The organism is Curvibacter delicatus NBRC 14919, assembly GCF_001592265.1.
GTDB lineage: Bacteria > Pseudomonadota > Gammaproteobacteria > Burkholderiales > Burkholderiaceae_C > Hylemonella > Hylemonella delicata.
On sequence record NZ_BCWP01000045.1, the window covers coordinates 1 to 23,598 of the forward strand.

The window sequence follows — 23,598 nt, forward strand, 5'->3', positions numbered from 1 at the left end:
CCAAAAAAAAGCCTGCACTGCAGGCCCTTGTTGATTTCACCGGCTCAGAAGGTTTCCCATTCGTCCGACTCGGCCGCTACGGCCTTGGCCGGAGAAGCCGGTTTTTCAGCGGGTTTCGCAGCTGGTTTGCTGACCGGCTTTTCGGCGACCGGGGTCGCCGGCAAGGCCACAGCCGGTTTGGCGGCCAGCGGCTTGGCCGGCTCGGGGCGCGGCGTGACGTCCATCACCGGACGCTGCGTCATGGCGGCCATGCCGCTGACCTTGAACACCGCCACCGCCTGCGCCAGCTGATCGGCCTGCTCGCGCATGCTTTGCGCAGCCGCTGCACTTTGCTCCACCAGCGCGGCATTCTGCTGCGTCATCTGGTCGAGGTTGGCGATCGAATTGTTCACCTGGGAAATGCCAGCACTCTGCTCGCTGGAGGCGGCCGTGATCTCGCCGATCACATCAGCCACCCGGCGCACCGACTGGACGATGTCATTCATGGTGCTGCCGGCATCGGTCACGAGCTGGGTGCCGGACTCGACCTTCTCGACCGAGGTATTGATCAGGCCCTTGATTTCCTTCGCCGCCTCGGCACTGCGCCCGGCCAGTGAACGGACCTCGCCCGCCACCACGGCAAAGCCGCGGCCTTGCTCCCCGGCACGCGCTGCCTCCACCGCGGCGTTCAGGGCCAGGATGTTGGTCTGGAAGGCGATGCCGTCGATCACGCCAATGATGTCGGAAATCTTCTTGCTGCTGGTGTTGATCTCCTCCATGGTGGAGACCACCTGCTGCACCACGGTGCCGCCCTTTTGCGCCACGCTCGAGGCACTGGCGGCCAGCTGGGACGCCTGACGCGCGTTGTCGGCGCTGTGCTGCACGGTGCTGGTGAGCTCTTCCATGGCAGCCGCCGTGGTCTGCAGGTTGCTGGAGGTCTGCTCGGTGCGCACCGACAGGTCGTGGTTGCCGGTGGCGATCTCGGCGCTGGCGGTGGCAATGCTGTCGGTGCTCTGGCGCACCTGCTGCACCATGCGGGCCAGCGACTCGTTCATGCGGGCGAGCGACTTCATGAGCGTGCCGAACTCGTCGCCGCGCGAGGTGTCGATGTGGGCACTCAGATCGCCCTGCGCAATGCGGGCTGCCAGTTCGTTCGCCTGGTCCAGCGGGCGGCGGATCGAGCGGATCAGCACGCCGGCACCGACCAGGATCCCGATCAGGATGATGAGGACGGCGATGCCGGCAATGCGCACCGTCATGTTGCGGGCCTGCCCCATTTCCTCCGAGTATTTCAGGGTGGCGGCCTCTTCCTGCTGCACCAGCTCACGCAGGTTGGCCAGGTAGGTGGTCACCGCCGGGTTGTACTGCTCCTTGATGACTTTCTGCGCCTCTTCGCTATTGCCTTCGGATTTGAGCTGGCTGGCCTTGCCCTGGATCTCAAGCATGCGCTTCTGGCTGGCATCGATCTTTTTCATCTGCGCCAGCTCTTCCGGGCTCAGGGCCATTGTCTCGATGCTCTTTTGCACCTCGGCCATTTTCTTGGCCGTGGCTGCCATCGCGTCGGTGAACGCCTCTTCAATGCCGGGGTCAAAGGTAGTGATCACGGCGCGGGTGCGCACCGCGTTGGTTTCCGCCAGGCCGGTCCAGACATTGGCCGCCTTCACCCGGTCGCTCAGCGCTTGCAGGGTCACTGTTGTTTCGGCCTGCAGCCGGGCCGAGCGAACCGCGGCAAAACCGATCAACACCGCCAACGAAAGAACGATGGCACTCACCGCCAGCCACAATTTCGTGGCCACACTCATATTGTTCAAATTCATGATGTCTTTGACTACTCCCCTGGAAACGACAAAACATTCTATCGACAGCCCATGCGACTTCTGAATGAGCGCAGACCGCTCAATCCTCCGGCAAGCGTTCAATAACCTGCCCACGCACGGCTTCGAGTTGCTCTGCCCCCAGCAGCTGCGGCGCGATTTCAGCCAGCGGCACCAGCACAAAAGCACGCGTCGCCATGCGCGGGTGCGGAATCGTCAGGGTCGGGCTGTCCAGCGTGAGGTCGTCGTACAGCAGGATGTCCAGATCCAGCGTGCGCGGTGCATTGAGGTACGGCCGCTCCCGGCCGGCGGCCAGTTCCAGGCGCTGCAATTCGGCCAGCAAGGCATGCGGCGTCAGGGAGGTGGCCACTTCGGCCACGGCATTGATGTAGTCCGGCCCGCTGGAATCGACGGGTGCAGTGCGGTACAGCGACGACACCCGCACCAGCCGGGTCTGTGGCAAACGGCCCAGGTCTTGAACGGCCTGCCGCACCGTGCGGCGGGCATCGCCCAGATTGGCCCCCAGCGCGACGTAGGCCGGGACCGGTCGGGCATCCACCAGAATCACTCGCCCGTATCCGGCGTCGGCGCGGATTCGCCTCCGCTTTTGGCACCGCCGGAACGCCGACGCCGACGCCGTTTTTTCGGCGCGGCCTCAGCGCCGTCGGCTTGCACCGACGGCTCAGGCCTGTCGGCAACCGATTTGTTGTCAGCCGGGCTGGTGTGCACGCGCGGCGCACGCGTGCGCTGGCGGGACTGCTGTTCTTCACGCACCTGGTCCACCAGGTCCTGGCGCAGGTTGTCATCGGCGGTGCTGAACTCCTGCCACCAGTCGGCCAGCAGTTCGTCGATCTCGCCGACATCGGCGCGCAGGCGCATGAAGTCGAAACCGGCGCGGAAACGCGGCTGCTCCACCAGGCCGAAAGGGGCGCTGCCGACGCGCTTGTCGAAACGCGGCTGCATCATCCAGATCTCGCGCATGTCGGCGGCCAGCTTGCCGCGACCAGACACATCGCCAATGCGGGCATCAAACACCTCGTCAATCGCATCCTGCAAGGCCGGGTGCGAAGGCTGGCGTTGCGCCATGCGGCGGGCCCAGCCGTCACGCACATCGGCCCACAGGGCGCAGGCCAGCAGGAAGCTCGGCGCCACCGGCTTGCCTTCGCCGACACGGCGGTCGGTGTCCTGCAAGGCGGCGTTGACGAAGGGCTGCTCGGCGCGCTCGACGATGACATCAAGCAGCGGGTAGATGCCGCGTGCCAGGCCGAGGGCCTTGAGCTGGGCGATGGAGGCCAGCGCATGGCCGGTCTGCAGCAGCTTGAGCATCTCGTCGAACAGGCGGCTTTGCGGCACATCAGCCAGCAGTTCGTGCGACTTGACCAGCGGACCAGCAGTTTTGGCCTCGAGCTTGAAGCCCAGGGCACTGAGCTTGGCGGCAAAACGCACGGCGCGGATGATGCGCACCGGGTCTTCACGGTAGCGCGTGGCCGGGTCACCGATCATGCGCAGCACGCGCTTTTTCACATCCTTGAAACCACCGTGGTAATCGACCACGGTTTGCGTTTCCGGGTCGTAGTACATGGCATTGATGGTGAAGTCGCGCCGCGTGGCGTCTTCGTTCTGCGGCCCCCACACGTTGTCGCGCAACACGCGGCCGCTGGCGTCCACGGCGTGCTTCATGCCCGCGAGTTCGCTCTTGCTGGTGCGCTCGTTGCCGGCCACCTGCTCGGCCGCCGCGTTGTCCATGTAGGCACGGAAGGTCGAGACCTCGATCACCTCATGTTCACGACCGCGGCCATAGACCACGTGCACGATGCGAAAGCGCCGCCCGATGATGAAGGCGCGGCGGAACAGGCCCTTGACCTGTTCGGGCGTGGCGTCGGTGGCAACGTCAAAATCCTTGGGGCGCAGGCCGACCAGCAGGTCACGCACGGCACCGCCCACGATATAGGCCTCGTAGCCGGCGTCCTGCAGGGTGCGCACGACATTGAGGGCACGCTCGTCCACCAGTTGCGGATCAATGCCATGCACGGCCACGCTGATTTCTTCGCGCTTGCCGAACGAGGGCTTCTGGCCACGGCCGCCGGCCGCCGGCGATTTGCCCAGCAGCTTGTTGATAATTTTCTTGATCATGAATTCCCAGGGTTCAGACCCTCAAACAGGTCGAGTATGCGCCAGCCACGCTGGGTGGCCAACAGGCGCAGGCGGTCGTCCGGATTGGTCGCCACCGGATGATCCACATTTTCCATCAGCGGCAGATCGTTGATGGAATCGGTGTAAAAAGTGACATCGGTGTCATCCCAGGCCAGCCGGCGTGCCGCCAGCCAGTCCTCGAAGCGCTTGACCTTGCCTTCGCGGAAGGAGGGAACCCCCTGGATCTCGCCGGTGATCCAGCCAGCGGCATCGCGCATGAGTTCCACGGCAATCAAGTTTTGCACGCCGAACGCGTCGGCAATCGGGCGCGTCACGAACTCGTTGGTGGCGGTGATGATCACCACCTCATCCCCGGCCTGCCGGTGCTGCTGCACCAGCGCCCGCGCCTGCGGTTTGATCGCCGGCTCGATGATCTCGCGCATGAAACGCTCGCGTGCCGCCAACGCCTCGGCCTGCCCCCTCTGGCGGGCAGCCTCGGTGGCAAAGCGTACGTAATCATGTACATCGAGCGTGCCGGCCTGGTAATGGGCATAAAACTCGTCATTGCGGCGCGCAAAGTCCACCGGATCGGTCCAACCGATGGTGATGGTGAAGGTGCCCCAGGAGTAGTCGGAGTCCATCGGCAGCAGGGTATGGTCCAGATCGAACAGGGCCAGTTTGGTTTTTTTCGTCATAGCAGTCACAGCCCTCGTCCGCAGAATCGACGGTACGAAGGGTTTGATTCGGGGAACGCCGTGGAACCGGCTCCGCCGGGCCACTGGCGTTGTCCCCCCACCGGGGGGAAGCGGCGCCAGCCGCTCAGGGGGGATTTCATGTCTCTTCCAGCATCGCCTTGATGAGCGGAATGGTGATGGCGCGCTGGGTCTGCAGGGCATAGCCGTCAAGGTGTTCCAGCAGCTGCATCAGGCTGCCCAGGTCGCGGCTGAAACGCGTCAGCATGAAGTCCATCACCTCGTCACCCAGGAACACGCCGCGCTCATCGGCCGCCTGGCGCAGCACGGCGCGGCGCTCCGGCTCGCTCAGCACCTGCAGTGCAAACACATGGCCCCAGCCCAGGCGGGTGCGCAGGTCCTCGCGCAGCTTGAGATCGGCCGGCGGCAGTTCGCCCGCGGCCAGCACCCCCTGGTGCCCAGTCTGGGCATTAACGAACCAGTTGAAGGCCGCATGCTGCTGCACGGCGGTATAGAGATGCACCTCGTCCATCAGCACGGCGGCCCAGTTCTCGTCGAACGCCGGCGGCTCGTGCACCGAAGCGTCGAGCCAGCCGACCGTCGCGCCCTGCTCACGCAAGGCTTCGCGCACGGCCTTCAGCAGATGCGTTTTGCCGCTGCCGCTGGCACCCCACAAATAGGTCGGTACCGGCGAGCGCTGCACCCTGCTGGACTTCTCGCCGGTCCACAATTGCAGATGGCGCAGGGCCGCCTCATTGGGGCCGGCAAAGAAGTTGGCCAGGGTCGGGCCGGTGGCCAGTCCGATGTCAAGTGCGATCTGTTTCATTGACATCTCAGCCCCGGTACAAACTGCTGTCCAGATAACGGCTGCGCATGCGCCGCACCGCAACCAGCAGCACGGCACTGGCCGGCAGGGCAATCAGCACGCCGACAAAACCGAACAGCTGGCCAAAGGCCAGCAGCGCAAAGATGACCACCAGCGGGTGCAGGCCGATGCGTTCACCCACCAGCCTGGGTGTCAGAAAGAAGCTTTCGATCAGCTGGCCGAGCCCGTAGACGACCGCCAGCATCAACAGGACCTTCGAGGGCCCGTCGCTGACAGCGAACTCCAGCAGCCCTGCCAGCGCGGCCAAGGCCAGGCCGAGCCCGAAGCCCACATAGGGCACAAAAATGGCCAGGCCGGTGAAGATACCGACAGGCAGCGCCACATCCAGCCCGAACAGGCTCAGGCCCACGCTGTAATACACCGCCAGGATCAGCATGACCAGCAGCTGGCCGCGCAGGTACTGGCCCAGCACGTCGTCCGACTCATCCATGAAGCTGTCGTAGCTGCCGCGCAGGTGCGGCGGTACCAGTTCGGTCACGCGGGCAACAAAGTGCTTCCAGTCCAGCAGCAGGTAAAACAGGGCCACCGGGATCAGGATCAGATTGCCAAACACGGTCAGCGCCACGCTGCCACCAATCTTGAGCGAGGCCAACAGCGAACCCATGGTCTCTTCGAGATTGGCATTGAGGTACTTCATGACGGCCGGCTTGATCGACGCCAGATCGAGGGAAAACTCGATCCCGAAAGGCGCCAGCAAGGGCTGGAGCCAGCCATCGAGCCGCTCCAGCAAGACGGGCACCTGCTCGCGCAGCTGCGGCAACTCCTTGGCCAGGATCGGCACCATCAGCAGGACCACGCCCAGCAAGACCAGCAGAAGCAGCAACTCCACCAGCAACACCGCCACGAAACGCGGAAAACGCCCGCCAGCCAGGGAATCAAGCCGGTCCACCAAGGGCGTGAGTGCGTAGGCCAGCACCGCCGCCACCACAAAAGGCGTCAGCACGGGCGCCAGCAACCACAGTGCCAGCGCCAGCAAAACCGCCATGGCGGTCCAGGCAGCGGTACTTTTTTGGGTGGGGGTCAAGGACATACGGGGATGGAGGGGGCGAAACCCTTAAAATCAGGGCAAATTCTATCGGGGTCTGCACCCCTTGCCGCATCCCGCCACCTTCCATGACCACATCCAACAGCTCCACTCCCCTTTCCTACAAAGACGCTGGCGTCGACATCGACGCTGGTGATGCGCTGGTCGAACGCATCAAGCCGCTGGCCAAGAAAACCATGCGTGAAGGCGTGCTGGCCGGCATCGGCGGCTTTGGCGCCCTGTTCGAGGTACCGAAGCGCTACCAGGAGCCGGTGCTGGTCTCCGGCACCGACGGTGTCGGCACCAAACTCAAACTCGCTTTTGAGTGGGACATGCACGACACCGTGGGCATCGACCTGGTGGCCATGAGCGTGAACGACGTGCTGGTGCAAGGTGCCGAGCCGCTGTTTTTCCTTGACTACTTCGCCTGCGGCAAACTGCATGTGGACACCGCGGCAGCCGTGGTGGGCGGCATTGCCAAGGGTTGCGAGCTCTCCGGCTGCGCCCTGATCGGCGGCGAAACCGCCGAGATGCCCGGCATGTACCCTGATGGCGAATACGATCTGGCCGGCTTTGCCGTCGGGGCGGTTGAGAAGTCCAAGATCCTGACCGGCCAGAACGTCAAGCCCGGCGACGTGGTGCTGGGCCTGGCCTCCAGTGGCGTCCATTCCAACGGTTTCTCCCTGGTGCGCAAGTGCATCGAACGTGCGGGCGCCAACCTGCCCGCCACGCTGGACGGCAAACCATTCAAGCAGGCCGTCATGGAACCGACCCGCCTGTATGTGAAGAACGTGCTGGCCGCTCTGGCCAAGCACCCGATCAAGGCGCTGGCCCACATCACCGGCGGCGGCCTGCTGGAGAACATTCCGCGCGTGCTGCCCGAAGGCACGGCCGCCCATCTCAAAAAGGGCAGCTGGCCGCAGACTGAACTGTTTGCCTGGCTGCAGAAGACGGCCGGCATCGACGACTTCGAGATGAACCGCACCTTCAACAACGGCATCGGCATGGTGGTCGTGGTTGACGCCGCTCATGCTGCCGCCACCGCACAAACGCTGCGCGATGCGGGCGAACAGGTGTTCGAGATCGGTGTCATCGCGGCCCGTGGCAATGGCGCCCCGGTCGTTGTGGCCTGAGACGCCCCCTCTCCTGCCAGGCGCTTCTGCGCCTGAAACCACCCGCCCCGGTGCCTGCCTGCAGGCTTCCGGGTGCCGGGTACCGCCGGCCTGCCGCTAAACAGCTCCGTCGGATCGCTGTTGGCCGACGTGCATGCGCCGACACGGGGCACCAACCGGCCCTGCCGCAACCCTTTCCCCCCTCCTCACACCCGGCCAGGGAGTGCCAGCCGCGTTGTTTTGCTACAAAAACAATAGCCCCGTTGATCCGTTGGCTATGGACGGCTCCCGTTTTTTGTATCAGACTGTATCTTTCGCTCTGTTTCTGGAGTTTTCATGCCGGTGATTGCAGTTGTCAATCGCAAGGGAGGCAGCGGTAAAAGCACCGTCGCGGCCCATCTGGCAGCCTGGTTGGCCCACCAGGGCTGCGCCGTCATGCTGGGTGACGTGGACCGCCAGCAGTCGACCCGCGCTTGGTTGCGCCGGCGCAATGCGGCGCTGCCCGCCATTGCGCCCTGGACCATTGATCAGAAAAACGTGCTGCGTGTGCCTTCCGGCATCACGCATGTGGTGTTGGACACACCCGGCGGCCTGCATGGCTTCGACCTCGCACGCATGGTGATGTTTGCGGATGCGATCCTCATGCCGGTCTGCAACTCGGCCTTTGACCGCGAAGCCGCTGCCGCCTGCCATGCTGAACTGATGGCACTGCCGCGTGTCGCCAGCGGCCGCTGCAAACTCGCCGCCATTGGCATGCGCATCGATGCCCGCACCCGTGCAGCCCAGGTTCTGGGCGACTGGGCCACGGAACTGAAATTGCCATTTCTCAGCGTCTTGCGGGAAACCCAGCTTTATGTGCAGTGCCTGGAGCGCGGCATGACGATCTTCGATCTGTCGGGCCAGAAGACCGCCACTGACACACAGCAATGGCAGCCGATCCTGGACTGGCTTGCCCCCATACTGAACCCCGCACCGGCAGCGACGGCCCAGCAGCAGGTACAGACTACATCCCCCGATTCGCCCCTGAACCGGGTCGGTGCCTCACGTCCCGACAGCCTGATGCCGGCCCAGGAGTCCCTGGTTCCGGGTGGCCGTATCGGTGGCGTACAAGCCCATAGACAGGCACAGGCCAGTGCGCTTGCCAGCAAGGTTCTCGCCACGGCACAGCAAAGCAGCCTGCAACAACGCCAGCAAATCCCCGCCTTCCTGCGTCAGACTGGCTGAACAGCCTCCCTATTTTTTCGACTGGATGCTGGCCTGGAGTTCCTGGTAACGCGACAGGCGTGGCCCGCCGAGGGCCACCGCCTTGGCAACCGCCTGGCGCGCATCACGCTTGCGCCCCTGCTCCAGCAACACCTGCGCCAGGTTGTTCCAGGCATCTGCGAAATCCGGGTGGATCTGAACGGCCTGGCGGTAAGCCATCGCAGCACGCTCACGCTGGCCCAGCGCATAAGCGGCGTTGCCCGCTCCCAGCAGGCTGGCGCGGTGCGCCGGCCAGGCTTGCAGGCCGCGGGTGTAGGCGGCCAGCGCAGCTTGCGGTTGCGTGCGTTCCAGTGCGGCAGCCGCAGCGGCATGCGCGTCCGGTTCCGCTGTGGCGGGCAGTTGCTGCGGCAACAGCGCCACCATGGCCCAGTACGCACCGCGCGCCCAGGTCCGCTCGAACGTGGCCAGCGACATGTCCATGCGCTCACTGCGGCCGGAATGCAGCCACAGCAGCCCCGCCTCGCGGTCATAGCCGATGACGACTGCGTAATGCCAGACCGGATAGAACGACAAGGACAGGTTCTGGAACACGATCACCGGGTGCCCGGCCGCCACCTCACGCAGCACGGCCTCCAATCGGGGCGCCAGCACATAACTCAGCAGGCCCTGGCGTCGACCGGTGGCCAGCATTTCCTGCTGCAGCGAGCCTTTGCGCCCAGGCAGATAGACCTGCTCGACCAGTTGTTCAGGGCGCACGCTGAGGCCCGCCGCCGTAGCCGCCATGGCCAGCGCGGCCGGGCCGCATTCATAGTCTTCCTGCGGATAGAACGGCACCTGCCTGAGCTCGGCCCGCACTGGGACATCCGCCGGCCACCCCTGTTCCAGCTGGCCGAGTTGCGGCGGCGTGGCACAGGCACTGAGCAGGAATGCCACACAAAGCAGAACCCCCGCCAGGGCGGGGGCTCGGACGAAAGCAGGAAAACCTGATGTCATCGAACGGATCGGGTGAATGGAAAGACCTTGGTCAGGCCCATGATGTCGGTCACCAGCAGCACGATGAACACCGTGAACAGCACGCCGAGCACATCACCACCGGCCGGTGCCTGGTCAATGCGGCCGGCCAATTGTTCGACCTCGCTATCCGACATCGCCTGCACGCGCTCGACCGCAGCCTGCGGGCTGACGCCCTGGGCCTGCAGCGCCTGGCGCACATCATCGCGCGCCAGAAAACTGTTGACGTGCTCACGATGGGCGGCGGCCGTATTTTGGGGAAGAACTGCGTCCGTCGGCACGATGCCCGCCTGTGCCGTCAGAGGCAAACCGGTCAGTGCTGTCGTGACGACAAGAAGCGTTGCAATGAAGCGTTTGAAGTTTGTCATGCAGACACTTTAGCGATGCCATGAGGCCTGCGTCAACGCGCCTTACATGACCTCAACGCACCTTACACTTGTTCACATCAGCGAGCGCCGCAACGCGGCCACCCGCTCCGCGATGGTGTCCATATCCTGCATGTCCTCGGACCGGGACAAGTAGATTTCCAGATCCTGCACCGCCAAGGGCACATGCCCCAATTCGGCATAGGCCAGGCCGCGGTCGCGGTACTCCTCCCAAGCCTGAGGCAGCAGCACCAGCAAACGATTCTGAACCGTCACCACACGTTGCCAGTCTTCGCGCGTCGTGTGGATTTCCTTGAGGTTGCGCAACATGCGCGCAATGATGTCGCGCGAGGGCGCCACCTGCAGATAGAGCCCCAGCGGCACGTCCATCTCATCCAGCAGGCCATGGCGCCGGCGGTAGGGTTCAAGCCGATCGGACAGCTCTTCGCGGCTGAGGGACTGCCCGGTGAAAGGATCGATCACCACCTGGCCGTTCGGCAGGTTGACCTTGACCATGAAGTGACCGGGGAAGCCAACGCCCCGAGCCGCCAGGCCCAGCCCTTGCGCCAGTTCAAGCCAGAGCACCGCCAGCGAGATGGGAATGCCGCGCCGGCTGTGCAACACCACGCTCACAAAGCTGTTGTCCGGGTCGTAGTAGTCGTTGACGTTGCCGCGAAAGTGCAGCTCGCGGAAGAAAAACTGGTTGAGCATGCGCAGCTTGTGGGCGGCGGACGCATCGGCCGGGATGCGCCGTTGAATGCGCTCCAGCAACTGATCCACCTCATCGAGTACCTGCTGCACATCCAGATGGGGGTATTCGTCCTGTGCCAGGCTGACGGCCGCCTCCAGCAACGGAAACTCAGCATCACTTTGCACCAGTGCACTGAAGTACTGAAGCGGAGTGGGAGCAATCAGGGAAAGATTCATGGGCTCAGTCTTGCCGTCACAGTCAACACATTGTGCCCTTGATTCAGGCCTGCAGCCAACACAAGGTTATTGACGCGAGGCCACAGGGCATCAACGCCGGATGAACTGCATCAGCCTCAGACCTGCGGCCCAGACGGCACCGAAATAAATAAGCCCCGCGCCGGCCAACGTCAGCACAAGCAGCCCGATGCGCGTCCACGCCTGTGCCTGCAACTGGGTCCAGTCGACCGCTGCCGCCGCCCACATCAAAAAGACCGTGAGCAGGGCACTGGCGGCCAGTACCTGCAGCACAAAGAGGCCCCAACCTGGCGCCGGCCGATAGCTGCCGCGCTTGAGCAGGCCCAGCAGCAGCCACAGCGCGTTGACCAGCGCCCCGATGCCGATCGACAGCGACAGTCCGGCATGCTGGAACAGCGGTACCAGGCCCAGATTGAGCAATTGCGTGATCAGCAGCACCACAACGGCAATGCGCACCGGCGTGCGGATGTCCTGGCTGGCGTAATAGCCGGGGGCCAGCACCTTGATGGCGATCACGCCGACCAGTCCGATACCCCAGCCCATCAGTGCCACCGTCGTCTGCTGCACATCGCGTTCGCTGAAAGCACCGTAGTGGTAGAGCACGGCCACCAGGGGTTTGGCAAAGGTCAGCAAGGCCAGCGCGCAGGGTACGGCCAACAGGACCACCAGACGCAGTCCCCAGTCCAGCATGGATGAATAACGCGCCACGTCGTTGGAGGCTTTGGCTGCGGCCAATTGCGGCATCAGCACCACGCCCAAGGCCACCCCCAGCAACGCCGTCGGGAACTCCATCAGACGATCGGCATAACTGAGCCAACTCACACTGCCAGGCGCCAGGTGCGAGGCAATCTGGGTATTGATCAGCAGGGAAATCTGGGCCACGCTCACCCCCAGCAGGGCTGGCGCCATCAGCTTGGCCACGCGCTGGGTGTGCGGATCGGCCCAGGCCGCACGCAAGGCGCGCCAGCTCAGGCCAATGGAGGGCAGCAGCCCGAGCCTCCTGAGTGCCGGAATCTGTACGCCCAGCTGCAAGGCGCCCCCCACCAAGACGCCCAGGGCCAGTGCGTAGATCGGCTCGATACCCATCCGCTTGAACCAGGGTGCGCCGAGCCAGGCCGCCCCAATCATGGCCAGATTCAGCAGCACCGGTGTCGCGGCCGGTACGGCAAAGCGCTTCCAGGTGTTGAGCACGCCGGAGGCCAGCGCCACCAGTGACATGAAGGCGATGTAGGGGAACATCCAGCGCGTCATGACGACGGCGACCTCGAAAGCTCCGCCAGCCTCGACCTGCCGCAGGCCGCTGGCCATGGCCCAGACCAGCAGCGGTGCGCCCAACACGCCCACAACACAGGTCAGCAGCAGCACCCAGACCAGTACCGTCGCCACACGGCCGATCAGCACCTGGGTAGCGGCCTCCCCTTCCTGCGTCTTGGCGGCCGCCAGCACCGGCACGAAAGCCTGGCTGAAGGCCCCTTCGGCAAACAGCCGGCGAAACAGATTGGGAATGCGAAAGGCGACGTTGAATGCGTCCGTCAGGGCGCTGGCACCGAAGGTGGAGGCAATCAGCAGTTCGCGCGCCAGACCCGTGATACGCGAAACCAGGGTCAGGAGGGAAACCGTCGAAGCGGCTTTGAAGAGGCTCACGGCGACAGGGTCCTGTTCTCACTAAAAACGAGCCCTAGTGTAGCCCGGCTCATCGGGGACCCGGCCCCCACTCGCCTCGATTGCAACAAACTGGTACAATCGCAGGCTTTGCTGACAACATCCACAGACACAAGGAACTACTGATATGGCATCTGGAAAGCCAAAGAAAAAGAACCCGCGCCTGGCGTCGGGCCGTAAACGCGCACGTCAGGACGTCAAGCTCAACGCAGCCAACACGTCCCTGCGCTCGAAATACCGTACCGCTGTGAAGAACGTCGAAAAGGCTGTTCTGGGCGGCGACAAGGCAAAAGCCACCGAGCTGTTTGCCAAGATGCAAGCCGTGGTGGACACCGTGGCCGACAAGGGCATCTTCCACAAGAACAAGGCTGCTCGCGACAAGAGCCGTCTGTCCGCCAAGGTCAAGGCCCTGGCCGCCGCCTGATCTTCAGGCAAATCGCACGGACCCATATTCTCCTGAAGAGGGTCTGCCGTTTGTAACGGGTGCGCTGTCAGCAAAGCAAAAAGCCGTCGAAAGACGGCTTTTTTGTTTCTCGCATCGGGAATCTCGTTCAGGCCGTCTGCTGACTGGCGCCATCGCCATCACGGACCTGGAGTTCGTTGTCTCGGGCAAAGTTGATGCAGAAGTCCCAGGCCATGGGTTCGGCATCGCGCAGGTCACGGTGCACCACCACGCATTTCACGCCATCGACGGTGGTCGTCGGAATACACCAAGGGGAATAGCCGAGATGGCTGCCTGGCTGCGGACCACCGGGGCGGAACTGGCTCATCACACCCGCCAGACGCTCCGCCCAGTCGCTGGGGCGGAAAGTCTTTCCGGAGCGGGTCAGCCCCAGGATGAAGACTTCTTTGGCGGTATTGGAGACCATCGGATAGACACTCATTCACCAGGTGCGGGCCGGATACGGCAACTGACCTAGTATCGACAGGGGTTGCGGGTATTGTATCTTATATAAGACCTGTGAACGGACACCGGATGGACCACATCATACGAAGGTGCCGGGCACATCCGCCGGACGCCACAAGCCGGGACTCTGAGTCTAAAATCACGGCTCAACGGCCCAACCTGCGTTGGGCCGACTCTTTTTTGTGCCACTCCGGAGTGTGAAGACATGAACGCCGCCGCCCCGCAACTCATCGAAGCCTCGTCGCCGCACGTGATGAACACCTACGGTCGCGTTCCGATTGCACTGTCGCACGGCCAGGGCTGCCGCGTCTGGGACATCAACGGAAAGTCTTATCTCGATGCACTGGCCGGCATTGCCGTCAACACCCTGGGCCACAACCACCCCAGGCTGGTGCCGGCGCTGCAGGACCAGCTGACCAAGATCATCCACAGCTGCAACTACTACCATGTGCCCGGCCAGGAGCAGCTGGCGACCAAGCTGGTCGAACTCTCCGGCATGAGCAACGTCTTCTTCTGTTCCACCGGCCTGGAGGCCAACGAGGCAGTGCTCAAGCTGGCACGCAAGTTCGGCCATGACAAGGGCATCGAGAACCCGCAGATCGTGGTCTACGAACGCGCTTTCCACGGCCGCTCCATCGCCACGCTCAGCGCCACCGGCAACGAGAAACTGCAAAAGGGCTTCGGCCCCATGGTGCCGGGCTTCATCCGCGTGCCGCTGAACGACATCGAGGCGCTGAAGAAGGCCACCGCCGGCAACCCGAACGTGGTGGCCGTGTTCTTCGAGACCATCCAGGGCGAAGGCGGCATCAACCCGATGCGTGCCGAGTACCTGCGCGCCGTGCGCGAGCTTTGCACCGAACGCGACTGGCTGCTCTGCATCGATGAGGTGCAAAGCGGCATGGGTCGCACCGGCAAATGGTTCGCCCATCAGTGGGCCGGCATCAAACCCGATGTGATGGCCCTGGCCAAGGGCCTGGGTTCGGGCGTGCCGATCGGTGCGGTGGTGGCCGGCCCCAAGGCCGCGAACATCTTCCAGCCCGGCAACCACGGCACCACCTTCGGCGGCAACCCGCTGGCCATGCGTGCCGGCGTCGAAACGCTGCGCATCATGGAAGAGGATGGCCTGCTTGACCACGCCGCGAAGCTGGGCGCGCATGTGCGCGCCGTGCTCGACCGCGAACTCGGCAGCCACCCCGGCGTGAAGGACATCCGCGGCCAAGGTCTGATGATCGGCATCGAACTCAGCAAGCCTTGCGGTGCACTGATCAACCGGGCGGCAGAAGCCGGCCTGCTCATCAGCGTGACCGCCGACAGCGTGATCCGCCTGTTGCCGCCCCTGATCATGACGCAGGCCGAAGCCGACGAGATGCTGGGCCTGTTGCTGCCACTGGTGCGCCAGTTCCTGGCCGAAGCCTGAAGACCCGAGAGATTGACTCATGAGCCTCAAGCATTACCTGCAATTCACCGATCTCACCGCGGATGAATACGCCTACCTGTTCGAGCGCGCCGCGCTGATCAAGAAAAAATTCAAGACCTACGAAAAGCATCAGACGCTGACCGACCGCACGCTGGCCATGATTTTCGAGAAGGCCTCCACCCGCACACGCGTGAGCTTCGAGGCCGGCATGTACCAGCTCGGCGGCAGCGTGGTGCACCTGACCACCGGCGACAGCCAGCTGGGACGCGCCGAGCCGATCGAAGACAGTGCACGCGTGATCAGCCGCATGGTCGACCTGGTGATGATCCGTACCTACGAGCAGACCAAGATCGAGCGCTTCGCCGAGTACTCGCGCGTGCCGGTCATCAACGGCCTGACCAACGAGTACCACCCCTGCCAGATCCTGGCCGACATCTTCACCTTCATCGAGCACCGCGGCAGCATCCGCGGCAAGACGGTGGCCTGGGTCGGCGACGGCAACAACATGGCCAATACCTGGCTACAGGCGGCCGAACTGCTGGGCTTCACTGTGCATGTCAGCACCCCCAACGGCTATGAGATCGACCAGGCGGTGGCCGGCGTCAGCGACTCTTGCTACAAGGTGTTCAAGGACCCGATGCAGGCCTGTGCCGGCGCCGATCTGGTGACCACCGACGTCTGGACCAGCATGGGTTACGAGGCCGAGAACGAGGCCCGCAAAAAGGCCTTTGCCGACTGGTGTGTCGACGCCGACATGATGCGCGCCGCCAAACCCGACGCCCTCTTCATGCACTGCCTGCCGGCACACCGGGGCGAGGAAGTCGAGGCCGAGGTCATCGACGGCCCGCAGTCCGTGGTGTGGGACGAAGCCGAAAATCGCCTGCATGTGCAAAAGGCACTCATGGAGTACCTGCTTCTCGGCCGCCTCTGAGACCTGTCCCAGGAAAGCCCGATGTCCGCCTGTACCAGCTGCGGCGCCTGCTGCGCCAGTTTCCGTGTGGACTTTGCCGTCTACGAGCTCCAGAGCCTGGGCGGCACAGTGCCGGACGGATTGACGGTGGAAGTCAATGGCAGCACCTGCCGCATGCGGGGCACCGACCATGTGCCGATCCGCTGCGCCGCCCTGACCGGCACGGTAGGCCAACAAGTGGCTTGCGGCATCTACGAATGGCGCTCATCGCCCTGCCGGGAATTCCAGGAAGGTGACTACGCCTGCAACAAGGCCCGTGCGCGCCATGGTTTGCCGACGCTGGACGGCAGCGTCTTCTAGGGCCTGTTCACGCCGGTTTTCAAACGCCGCGGTACAGCCACGGCACGTCGAGCAAACGCTCGCCAAGCAGTTTCAACGAAGCATCACGGCACCAGCCGATCGGTCCATCCAGGTGAAAGATTTCACCGTTGCGGATTGAGCGTGCCTGGACACGGGCATTGCGTTGCCAGCGGTTGAGGGCATAGCGGCGCAGCATGGTCGGCACGTCCAGAACGGCATCAACCTGCGCCAGATTGCGCCCCAGTTCGGCGGCATCTTCGATCGCCATGCCCGCCCCCTGTGCAAGGTAGGGGCGCATCGGATGCGCGGCATCCCCCAGCAGGGCGATGCGGCCGCCCGCCTGTTCATCAGCACTGCGCATGGGCTCCCGGTCACACAAGGCCCACAAGCGCCATTCAGGAACAGCATCGATCAGTGACCGCAAAGGGCTGCAGGTGTCTGCCAGCACCATGCGCACATCGGCGGCATTGGTGCTGTGGTCCCAGTCCTGCAGATCGCCTGCAATACGGCCCTGCACGATGGCCACCACATTGAGCCATTCACCACGGCGCACCGGGTACTGCACCACGTGCAGCTTGGGGCCAAGCCAGGCCGTGATCTGCTGGCTGCGCAAGGCCTGCGGCAGGCTGGCCTGCGGCAGCATGGCACGGTAGGCCAGATGGCCGGTGACACGCGGCGGGCTGTTGCCCAGCAACTGGGTTCGTACCCGGCTCCACAGACCGTCGGCACCGATCAGGGCATCGCCTTCGATTTCCAGACCCGTCTGCGTCTGCAGCGTGACGCCCTCGGGCGTTTCCAGATAGCCGGTCAAGGTCTGATCAAGATTGAGCCGAATCCCCTCACGCGCCTGCGCGGCACTCAGCAGCAGCTGGAGCAGATCGGCACGGTGGATGGTGGCATAGGGTGCGCCGTAGCGCTGCAGTGCAGCCTGCCCCAGGCGCAGGACGCCAAGCTCCCTGCCCGAGAGCGCATGGCGCACCTGCAGGCGCTCCGGGAAAGCCGCCACCTCGGACAAGGCACTGGCCAGATCCCAGCCGTGCAGCACGCGCACGACATTGGGCCCCATCTGGATGCCGGCCCCCACCTCACTGAAGGCCTGCACCCGTTCATACAGCCGAACCTGCCAGCCGGCGCGTGAGCTCGCCAGTGCGGCGGCCAGGCCGCCGATGCCGCCGCCCGCGATCAATACCTGTTTGCTTGCCAGTGAGGTCATGAGCGGTCATTTTGCCTGACCACGGCCTTGATTCAGGTCAGGATTTATTCGACGCGTGCGATGGACGTCGGTTTGAAGCCGAGGTCCGCGGCCTTGCCCTTGCGGCCACGGGCGGCACGCGCATTGTTGAGGCTGCGGATCTCCAGCGTTTCCTCGCGCTCTTTGCCACCACGTCCGATGCCTTCGATCTTCACGCTGCGCGTGTAGGCGGCGGCACCAGCCAGCGCGTCCTTGGCCTCGAGGTCAATCAGCATCAGGCCGCGGCCGCCGTTGGCCATGGGTTTGAGTTCGGTGATCTCAAATGTCAGGATGCGGCCGCCGGTGGAGGCGCAGGCCACGTGGGTCGCTGGCGTGTACAACGCGGACGCCGCGGCACCCGCTGGCGCCGGCACGTTGGCCGGCGAAGGACGGCACACCGTGTCGCCCTCGCTGCAATTGATAAAGGCCTTGCCGCCCTTCTGGCGCGACATCATGTTTTCCACCGTGGCCAGGAAACCATAACCTGCGGAGGTGGACAGCAGCAGCCAGGCGTTGGCCGGCCCGGCGAAATAGTGCGCCAACTGGGTGCCGGCTTCCAGTTCGATCAGCGTGGTCACAGGCTGGCCGTCGCCGCGTGCACCCGGCAGGCTGGCCACCGGCACCGAATAGACCCGACCGTTGGAACCGAACACCAGCAGCGTGTCCACGGTGCGGCACTCAAAGGTGCCATAGAGCCCGTCACCAGCCTTGAAGGCGAAGCTGGCCGCCTCGTGGCCATGGCCACTGCGGGCCCGTACCCAGCCCTTTTGCGACACCACCACCGTCACCGGCTCGTCCACCACCTTGACCTCGGCCACGGCCTTTTTCTCGGCCTGGATCAGGGTCCGGCGCGCATCGGCAAACACCTTGGCATCGGCCTCGATCTCCTTGATCATCAGGCGGCGCAGCGCCGCCGGGCTGCCGAGAATTTCCTCCAGCTTCTGCTGCTCTTCGCGCAGGGCCTTGAGCTCCTGCTCGATCTTGATCGCTTCCAGGCGCGCCAGCTGGCGTAGCCTGATTTCGAGAATGTCTTCGGCCTGCCGCTCGGAGAGGCGGAAGCGTTCGATCAGCGCGGCCTTGGGCTCGTCGCTGTTGCGGATGATGTGGATCACCTCATCGATGTTGAGCAGCACCAGCTGCCGGCCTTCGAGGATGTGGATGCGGTCCAGCACCTTGTCGAGGCGGTGGCGCGAGCGCCGCTCGATCGTGGTCTGGCGGAAGGTGATCCATTCCTCCAGCATCTGGCGCAGTGACTTCTGCGTCGGCCGGCCGTCCAGGCCCACCATGGTGAGGTTGATCGGTGCCGAGGTCTCCAGGCTGGTGTGCGCCAGCAGCGTGGTGATGAGTTCCTGCTGTTCGATGCGGCTGGTCTTGGGCTCGCACACCAGGCGCACCGGCGCGTCCTTCGATGATTCGTCGCGCACAACGTCGAGCACCGCCAGCACCGTGGCCTTGAGCTGGTTCTGCTCCTGCGTCAGCGCCTTCTTGCCGGCCTTGACCTTGGGGTTGGTCAGCTCCTCGATCTCTTCCAGCACCTTCTGCGTGCTGACGCCCGGCGGCAGCTCGGTCACCACCAGCTGCCACTGGCCGCGCGCCAGTTCCTCGATCTTCCAGCGCGCCCGTACCTTGAGCGAACCGCGGCCGGTGCGGTAGGCCTCGGCAATGTCGTTCGGGCTGCTGATGATCTGGCCGCCACCCGGGTAATCGGGGCCAGGCAGCAGGGTGAACAGCTCGTCGTCACTCAGCTTCGGGCTCTTGATCAGGGCCACACAGGCCTGCGCCACCTCGCCCAGGTTGTGGCTCGGGATCTCGGTGGCCAGACCGACGGCAATGCCGCTGGCGCCGTTGAGCAGGTTAAAAGGCAGGCGTGCCGGCAACTGCTTCGGCTCCTCGGTGGAACCGTCGTAGTTGGGCTGGAAGTCCACCGTGCCCTCGTCGATCTCGTCCAGCAGCAAGCTGGTGATGCGCGCCAGCCGCGCTTCGGTGTAGCGCATGGCGGCCGCACCGTCGCCGTCGCGCGAGCCGAAGTTGCCTTGACCGTCGATCAGCGGATAACGCTGGGAAAAGTCCTGTGCCATGCGCACCAGTGCGTCGTAGGCGGCCTGGTCACCGTGCGGGTGGAAACGGCCCAGCACGTCGCCGACCACGCGAGCCGACTTGACCGGCTTGGCGCCGGTGGCGCCATTGGGCCCGCCAAAACCCAGCCCCATGCGCGACATGGCGTACAGGATGCGGCGCTGCACCGGTTTCTGGCCATCGGACACATCGGGCAGGGCCCGGCCCTTGACCACGCTCAGGGCGTATTCGAGGTAGGCCTGCTGTGCATAGGCGGCCAGGGAGAGGGCGTCGCCACCGGGGGCATCCGGCGCGAAATCAAGGGTCGGCTGATCGGTCATGGAAACTAGTCGGTTTCGGTCGATGAGGGAATCTGAGTGGTAGAAGAGCGCACGGAAGCCAGCATGTTGCTGCGGCCAGCGGCACCGCCCGCCAGTTCCATGCGCACGCGCAGAGGGGTTGGCGGCTTGAGCACGGTATACAGCTGCAGCACCGTGCGCACGTAGCTTTGGGTCTCGCGGTAATTGGGCACACGACTGCCGGCACGCAGTACCGCGCCCTCGCCCGCGTTGTAAGCCGCCAGCGCCAGCTCCAGCTGACCCGGGAACATGGCAAGGAGATCGCGCAGGTAACGCGCCCCGACACGGATATTGGTGCGCGGATCGGCCAGCTTCTGTTCCACCGGCATCTTGCGGTCACCCGCCACGCCGTAGCGTTGCGCGGTGGCCGGCATGATCTGCATCAGACCGACGGCGCCCTTGGGCGACACTGCGGCAGCGTCAAAACCGGACTCGGTGGCAATCACGGCCTGCAATAGCTCATAGTCGACGCGGTACTGGCTGGCGGCCTCGCGCAGCAGGTGCTTGACCTGTTTGTAGCTGGGCGATACCTCAAAAAAGGCAATCAGCTTCGGGGGCACGGTGGGCACGGAGACCGGGCGCAAGGCTTCCGCCTGGCCGGCGTCGGTCCGCCCCACCTGCAGGTTCTGGCCGGAGCGCGAGAACAGTTCATAGCGGGTGTCGAGACGCTCAGCGGCGAAATGCGCCACCCCCTTGTCGTCGATGTAACCCCAGATGTCGGCGTGCGCCAACTGCTGCGAAAACAATAGCAACCCGCACAGTATTGACGAGGCCAGAGGTCGAAAACCCTCATTCAACAGCTGAAGCAGGACAGGACGGAACAGCATCAGATGTCCACCTCGACCGAATCGCCATGCAGCTCCATGAGCTCGCGCCGCGCCGCCGCTTCGCCCTTGCCCATGAGCTGGGTGATCAGGTTCTCGGTCTGCAGGAAATCGAGCTGGCCCAGCTGCACCCGCATCAGGCGACGCGTGTCGGGATTCAATGTGGTCTCCCACAACTGCTCGGCGTTCATCTCACCCAGACCCTTGAAGCGGCTGATCTGGCAGCGTTCCTTGGCCACGCCGTCCTTGGCGCATTTGTCAAGGATGGCGGTGAGTTCGCCCTCATCCAGTGCATAGGCCTTGGTGGCCGGCTTCTTGCCGCGTGCCGGCACATCAACGCGAAACAGCGGCGGCTTGGCCACATAGACATGACCGGCCTCGATCAGCTTAGGGAAGTGGCGGAAGAACAGCGTGAGCAGCAGCACCTGGATGTGCGAGCCGTCGACGTCGGCATCACTCAGGATGCAGACCTTGCCGTAGCGCAGGCCGGAGAGGTCCGGCGTGTCATTCGGTCCGTGCGGGTCGACACCGATGGCCACTGCAATGTCGTGGATCTCGGTGTTGGCGAACAGACGGTCGCGCTCGACCTCCCAGGTGTTGAGCACCTTGCCACGCAGCGGCAGGACGGCTTGGCACTCCTTGTCGCGCCCCATCTTGGCGCTGCCGCCGGCCGAGTCGCCCTCGACCAGGAACACCTCGTTGTGGCTGGTGTCGCGGCTTTCGCAGTCGGTCAGCTTGCCGGGCAGCACGGCCACGCCCGAGCCCTTGCGCTTCTCGACCTTCTGGCCGGCGCGCTGGCGCGTCTGCGCCGCCTTGATGGCCAGCTCAGCCAGTTTCTTGCCGTACTCGACGTGCTGGTTGAGCCACAACTCCAGCGTCGGACGCACGAAGCTGGAGACCAGGCGCACAGCGTCACGCGAATTGAGACGCTCCTTGATCTGGCCCTGGAACTGCGGGTCCAGCACCTTGGCGGAGAGCACGTAGCTGGCACGGGCAAAAACGTCTTCCGGCAGCAGCTTGACGCCTTTGGGCAGCAGGCTGTGCAGTTCGATGAAGCTTTTGACGGCGTTGAACAGGCCGTCGCGCAGGCCGCTGTCGTGGGTGCCGCCGGCGCTGGTGGGAATCAGGTTGACGTAGCTCTCGCGCACCGGCTGGCCCTCTTCAGTGAAGGCCACGGCCCAGGATGCGCCCTCGCCTTCGGCAAAGCTGTCGTTGGCGCCATCGGCAAACCCCTCGCCTTCGAACAGCGGGATCACCGGGTCGGCGCTCAGGGTCTGCATCAGGTAGTCGCGCAGGCCGCCCTTGTACTGCCAGGTCTGGGTGTCGCGCGTCTTCTCGTTGATGAGCGACACGCTCACGCCCGGCATCAGCACCGCCTTGCTGCGCAGCAGGTGGGTCAGCTCGCCCATGGGCAGTGCGGCCGATTCGAAGTATTTGGCGTCAGGCCAGACACGCACCGTGGTGCCCTGCTTGCGGTCACCCTCGCCGGCCGGGCGCGTGACCAGCGGCTGGGTCACATCGCCACCCTCGAACACCAGATGCGCCACCTGCCCCTCGCGGTAGCTGGTGGCTTCCAGCCGTTTGCCCAGCGCGTTGGTCACAGAAACACCCACGCCGTGCAGGCCGCCGGAGAAGCTGTAGGCGCCGCCCTTGCCCTTGTCGAACTTGCCGCCGGCATGCAGGCGGGTGAACACCAGCTCGATCACCGGTGCTTTTTCTTCCGGATGCAGGCCGAAGGGAATGCCGCGGCCGTCGTCCTCGACGCTGACCGAACCGTCACTGTGCAGCGTGACCTTGATCTTCTTGCCGTGGCCGGCCAGCGCCTCGTCGGCGGCGTTGTCCAGCACTTCCTGGATGATGTGCAGCGGGTTGTCGGTTCGGGTGTACATGCCCGGACGCTGCTTGACCGGCTCCAGCCCCTTGAGGACGCGGATGGAACCTTCGGAATAGTCGGTGGTAGGTTTGAGAGCCATGGCGAAGAATTGTAGTCGCTTGCCGAGAAAACAACTGGATAAACATACAGACGCCGATTCGGACCTGGCGCACAGTCCGGCAGACCTTTCGCAGCAAGCGCCTGACAGATTGGCTACATTTCAAGCATGACAAGCCATACCAAGAAACTCTCGCTCACCCAGGTCCTGGTCTGTGGTGCCGCCATCGTCACCCTCTCCATGGGCATCCGCCACGGTTTCGGCCTCTGGCTGCAGCCGGTCACCCAAGCCCAGGGCTGGACGCGTGAAACCTTTTCCATGGCCATCGCCATCCAGAATCTGACCTGGGGTTTTGCCGGCATCTTTGCCGGCATGCTGGCCGACAAGTTCGGCGCCTTCCGCGTCATCATCGGCGGCGCCATTCTGTATGCACTGGGGCTGTTCGGCATGGCCCATGCGCCCACACCACTGCTGTTCGCCCTGACGGCGGGCGTGCTGATCGGCATGGCTCAGGCCGGTACCACCTATGCCGTGATCTACGGTGTGATCGGCCGCAACGTCAGTCTGGAAAAACGCTCCTGGGCCATGGGCGTGGCGGCTGCGGCCGGCTCCTTCGGCCAGTTCCTGATGGTGCCGACCGAGGGTTTTCTCATCAGCAGCCTGGGCTGGCAGCAGGCGCTGGTGGCGCTGGGTGCGGCTGCACTGCTGATCGCCCCGCTGGCCTGGGGTCTGCATGAGCCGCGTTTTGCCGGCGCCACCGCCCCTAAGGATTTGCTGA

General features: G+C 64.4%; 22 protein-coding genes. 7 read left to right on the forward strand and 15 right to left on the reverse strand.

Annotated elements, in window-relative coordinates; translation table 11 throughout:
- Positions 1-44 precede the first annotated feature (44 nt).
- From CDE01S_RS15975 to CDE01S_RS16000, 6 genes are all read right to left on the reverse strand, one after another.
- Positions 45-1,796 carry a methyl-accepting chemotaxis protein gene (locus tag CDE01S_RS15975; RefSeq protein WP_084382940.1) on the reverse strand — a complete coding sequence of 584 codons (1,752 nt, stop codon included), beginning with the start codon at positions 1,794-1,796 and terminating at the stop codon, positions 45-47.
- Between the two features lie 79 nt (positions 1,797-1,875).
- Complete coding sequence (gene folK / locus CDE01S_RS15980) at positions 1,876-2,361, reverse strand: 2-amino-4-hydroxy-6-hydroxymethyldihydropteridine diphosphokinase (protein ID WP_066709828.1); 486 nt, start codon at positions 2,359-2,361, stop codon at positions 1,876-1,878.
- Positions 2,358-3,926 carry a polynucleotide adenylyltransferase PcnB gene (gene pcnB / locus CDE01S_RS15985; protein ID WP_066709830.1) on the reverse strand — a complete coding sequence of 523 codons (1,569 nt, stop codon included), beginning with the start codon at positions 3,924-3,926 and terminating at the stop codon, positions 2,358-2,360. Before pcnB ends, folK begins: the two co-directional genes overlap by 4 nt.
- The gene (locus tag CDE01S_RS15990) at positions 3,923-4,621 is read right to left on the reverse strand and encodes a histidinol-phosphatase (RefSeq protein ID WP_066709833.1); all 699 of its coding nucleotides are present in this window, start codon (positions 4,619-4,621) and stop codon (positions 3,923-3,925) included. Before CDE01S_RS15990 ends, pcnB begins: the two co-directional genes overlap by 4 nt.
- Before the next feature lie 136 nt (positions 4,622-4,757).
- Positions 4,758-5,444, reverse strand: coding sequence for a DnaA regulatory inactivator Hda (gene hda, locus CDE01S_RS15995; protein WP_066709836.1), 687 nt, complete (start codon positions 5,442-5,444; stop codon positions 4,758-4,760).
- A gap of 7 nt (positions 5,445-5,451) precedes the next feature.
- Positions 5,452-6,534 (reverse strand): AI-2E family transporter, encoded by a 1,083-nt coding sequence (locus CDE01S_RS16000; RefSeq protein WP_066709839.1) that lies wholly within the window; start codon positions 6,532-6,534, stop codon positions 5,452-5,454.
- An 83-nt stretch (positions 6,535-6,617) separates the two neighbouring features.
- Here CDE01S_RS16000 and purM point away from each other — a divergent pair, with 83 nt between their 5' ends.
- Both purM and CDE01S_RS16010 read left to right on the forward strand, forming a co-directional pair.
- Complete coding sequence (gene purM / locus CDE01S_RS16005) at positions 6,618-7,661, forward strand: phosphoribosylformylglycinamidine cyclo-ligase (RefSeq protein WP_066709842.1); 1,044 nt, start codon at positions 6,618-6,620, stop codon at positions 7,659-7,661.
- Positions 7,662-7,976: 315 nt separating this feature from the next.
- On the forward strand, positions 7,977-8,864 hold the full coding sequence (locus CDE01S_RS16010; RefSeq protein WP_066709845.1) for a division plane positioning ATPase MipZ: 888 nt from the start codon (positions 7,977-7,979) through the stop codon (positions 8,862-8,864).
- A 9-nt stretch (positions 8,865-8,873) separates the two neighbouring features.
- On the opposite strand, the gene CDE01S_RS16015 is transcribed toward CDE01S_RS16010, so the two are convergent.
- From CDE01S_RS16015 to murJ, 4 genes are all read right to left on the reverse strand, one after another.
- A complete protein-coding gene (locus CDE01S_RS16015) occupies positions 8,874-9,776 on the reverse strand; it encodes a PA2778 family cysteine peptidase (protein ID WP_169802277.1) in 903 nt (300 codons plus the stop codon).
- Positions 9,777-9,832: 56 nt separating this feature from the next.
- On the reverse strand, positions 9,833-10,222 hold the full coding sequence (locus tag CDE01S_RS16020) for a PA2779 family protein (RefSeq protein WP_066709853.1): 390 nt from the start codon (positions 10,220-10,222) through the stop codon (positions 9,833-9,835).
- Between the two features lie 72 nt (positions 10,223-10,294).
- Complete coding sequence (locus CDE01S_RS16025; RefSeq protein ID WP_066709858.1) at positions 10,295-11,146, reverse strand: SirB1 family protein; 852 nt, start codon at positions 11,144-11,146, stop codon at positions 10,295-10,297.
- Positions 11,147-11,236: 90 nt separating this feature from the next.
- Positions 11,237-12,808, reverse strand: coding sequence for a murein biosynthesis integral membrane protein MurJ (gene murJ, locus CDE01S_RS16030; RefSeq protein WP_066709862.1), 1,572 nt, complete (start codon positions 12,806-12,808; stop codon positions 11,237-11,239).
- A 145-nt stretch (positions 12,809-12,953) separates the two neighbouring features.
- Here murJ and rpsT point away from each other — a divergent pair, with 145 nt between their 5' ends.
- Positions 12,954-13,250 (forward strand): 30S ribosomal protein S20, encoded by a 297-nt coding sequence (gene rpsT / locus CDE01S_RS16035; RefSeq protein ID WP_066709865.1) that lies wholly within the window; start codon positions 12,954-12,956, stop codon positions 13,248-13,250.
- A 127-nt stretch (positions 13,251-13,377) separates the two neighbouring features.
- Here the strand turns inward: rpsT and CDE01S_RS16040 are convergent, their stop codons facing one another.
- Complete coding sequence (locus CDE01S_RS16040) at positions 13,378-13,695, reverse strand: DUF3579 domain-containing protein (protein ID WP_066709868.1); 318 nt, start codon at positions 13,693-13,695, stop codon at positions 13,378-13,380.
- Between the two features lie 243 nt (positions 13,696-13,938).
- Here CDE01S_RS16040 and CDE01S_RS16045 point away from each other — a divergent pair, with 243 nt between their 5' ends.
- The 3 genes from CDE01S_RS16045 to CDE01S_RS16055 are packed head-to-tail and all read left to right on the forward strand — an operon-like array spanning position 13,939 to position 16,420.
- Positions 13,939-15,150 (forward strand): aspartate aminotransferase family protein, encoded by a 1,212-nt coding sequence (locus CDE01S_RS16045; RefSeq protein WP_066709873.1) that lies wholly within the window; start codon positions 13,939-13,941, stop codon positions 15,148-15,150.
- A gap of 19 nt (positions 15,151-15,169) precedes the next feature.
- Entirely contained in the window at positions 15,170-16,081 is a 912-nt protein-coding gene (gene argF, locus CDE01S_RS16050) for an ornithine carbamoyltransferase (RefSeq protein ID WP_066709876.1), read from the forward strand.
- Positions 16,082-16,102: 21 nt separating this feature from the next.
- A complete protein-coding gene (locus tag CDE01S_RS16055) occupies positions 16,103-16,420 on the forward strand; it encodes a YkgJ family cysteine cluster protein (RefSeq protein WP_066709880.1) in 318 nt (105 codons plus the stop codon).
- Positions 16,421-16,439: 19 nt separating this feature from the next.
- On the opposite strand, the gene CDE01S_RS16060 is transcribed toward CDE01S_RS16055, so the two are convergent.
- The 4 genes from CDE01S_RS16060 to CDE01S_RS16075 all read right to left on the reverse strand — a co-directional run bounded on the left by CDE01S_RS16060 (position 16,440) and on the right by CDE01S_RS16075 (position 22,862).
- Positions 16,440-17,633: an FAD-dependent monooxygenase gene (locus tag CDE01S_RS16060; protein WP_066709883.1), complete on the reverse strand. Its 1,194-nt coding sequence runs from the start codon at positions 17,631-17,633 to the stop codon at positions 16,440-16,442.
- Between the two features lie 44 nt (positions 17,634-17,677).
- Positions 17,678-20,047 carry a DNA topoisomerase IV subunit A gene (parC, locus tag CDE01S_RS16065; RefSeq protein ID WP_066709886.1) on the reverse strand — a complete coding sequence of 790 codons (2,370 nt, stop codon included), beginning with the start codon at positions 20,045-20,047 and terminating at the stop codon, positions 17,678-17,680.
- Positions 20,048-20,052: 5 nt separating this feature from the next.
- Positions 20,053-20,817: a lytic transglycosylase domain-containing protein gene (locus CDE01S_RS16070; RefSeq protein WP_245636203.1), complete on the reverse strand. Its 765-nt coding sequence runs from the start codon at positions 20,815-20,817 to the stop codon at positions 20,053-20,055.
- A 74-nt stretch (positions 20,818-20,891) separates the two neighbouring features.
- Complete coding sequence (locus tag CDE01S_RS16075; protein ID WP_066709890.1) at positions 20,892-22,862, reverse strand: DNA topoisomerase IV subunit B; 1,971 nt, start codon at positions 22,860-22,862, stop codon at positions 20,892-20,894.
- A gap of 126 nt (positions 22,863-22,988) precedes the next feature.
- On the opposite strand from CDE01S_RS16075, the gene CDE01S_RS16080 reads away from it, so the two are divergent.
- Positions 22,989-23,598: MFS transporter (locus CDE01S_RS16080; RefSeq protein ID WP_157077164.1), on the forward strand; the 610-nt coding region annotated here is incomplete at its 3' end.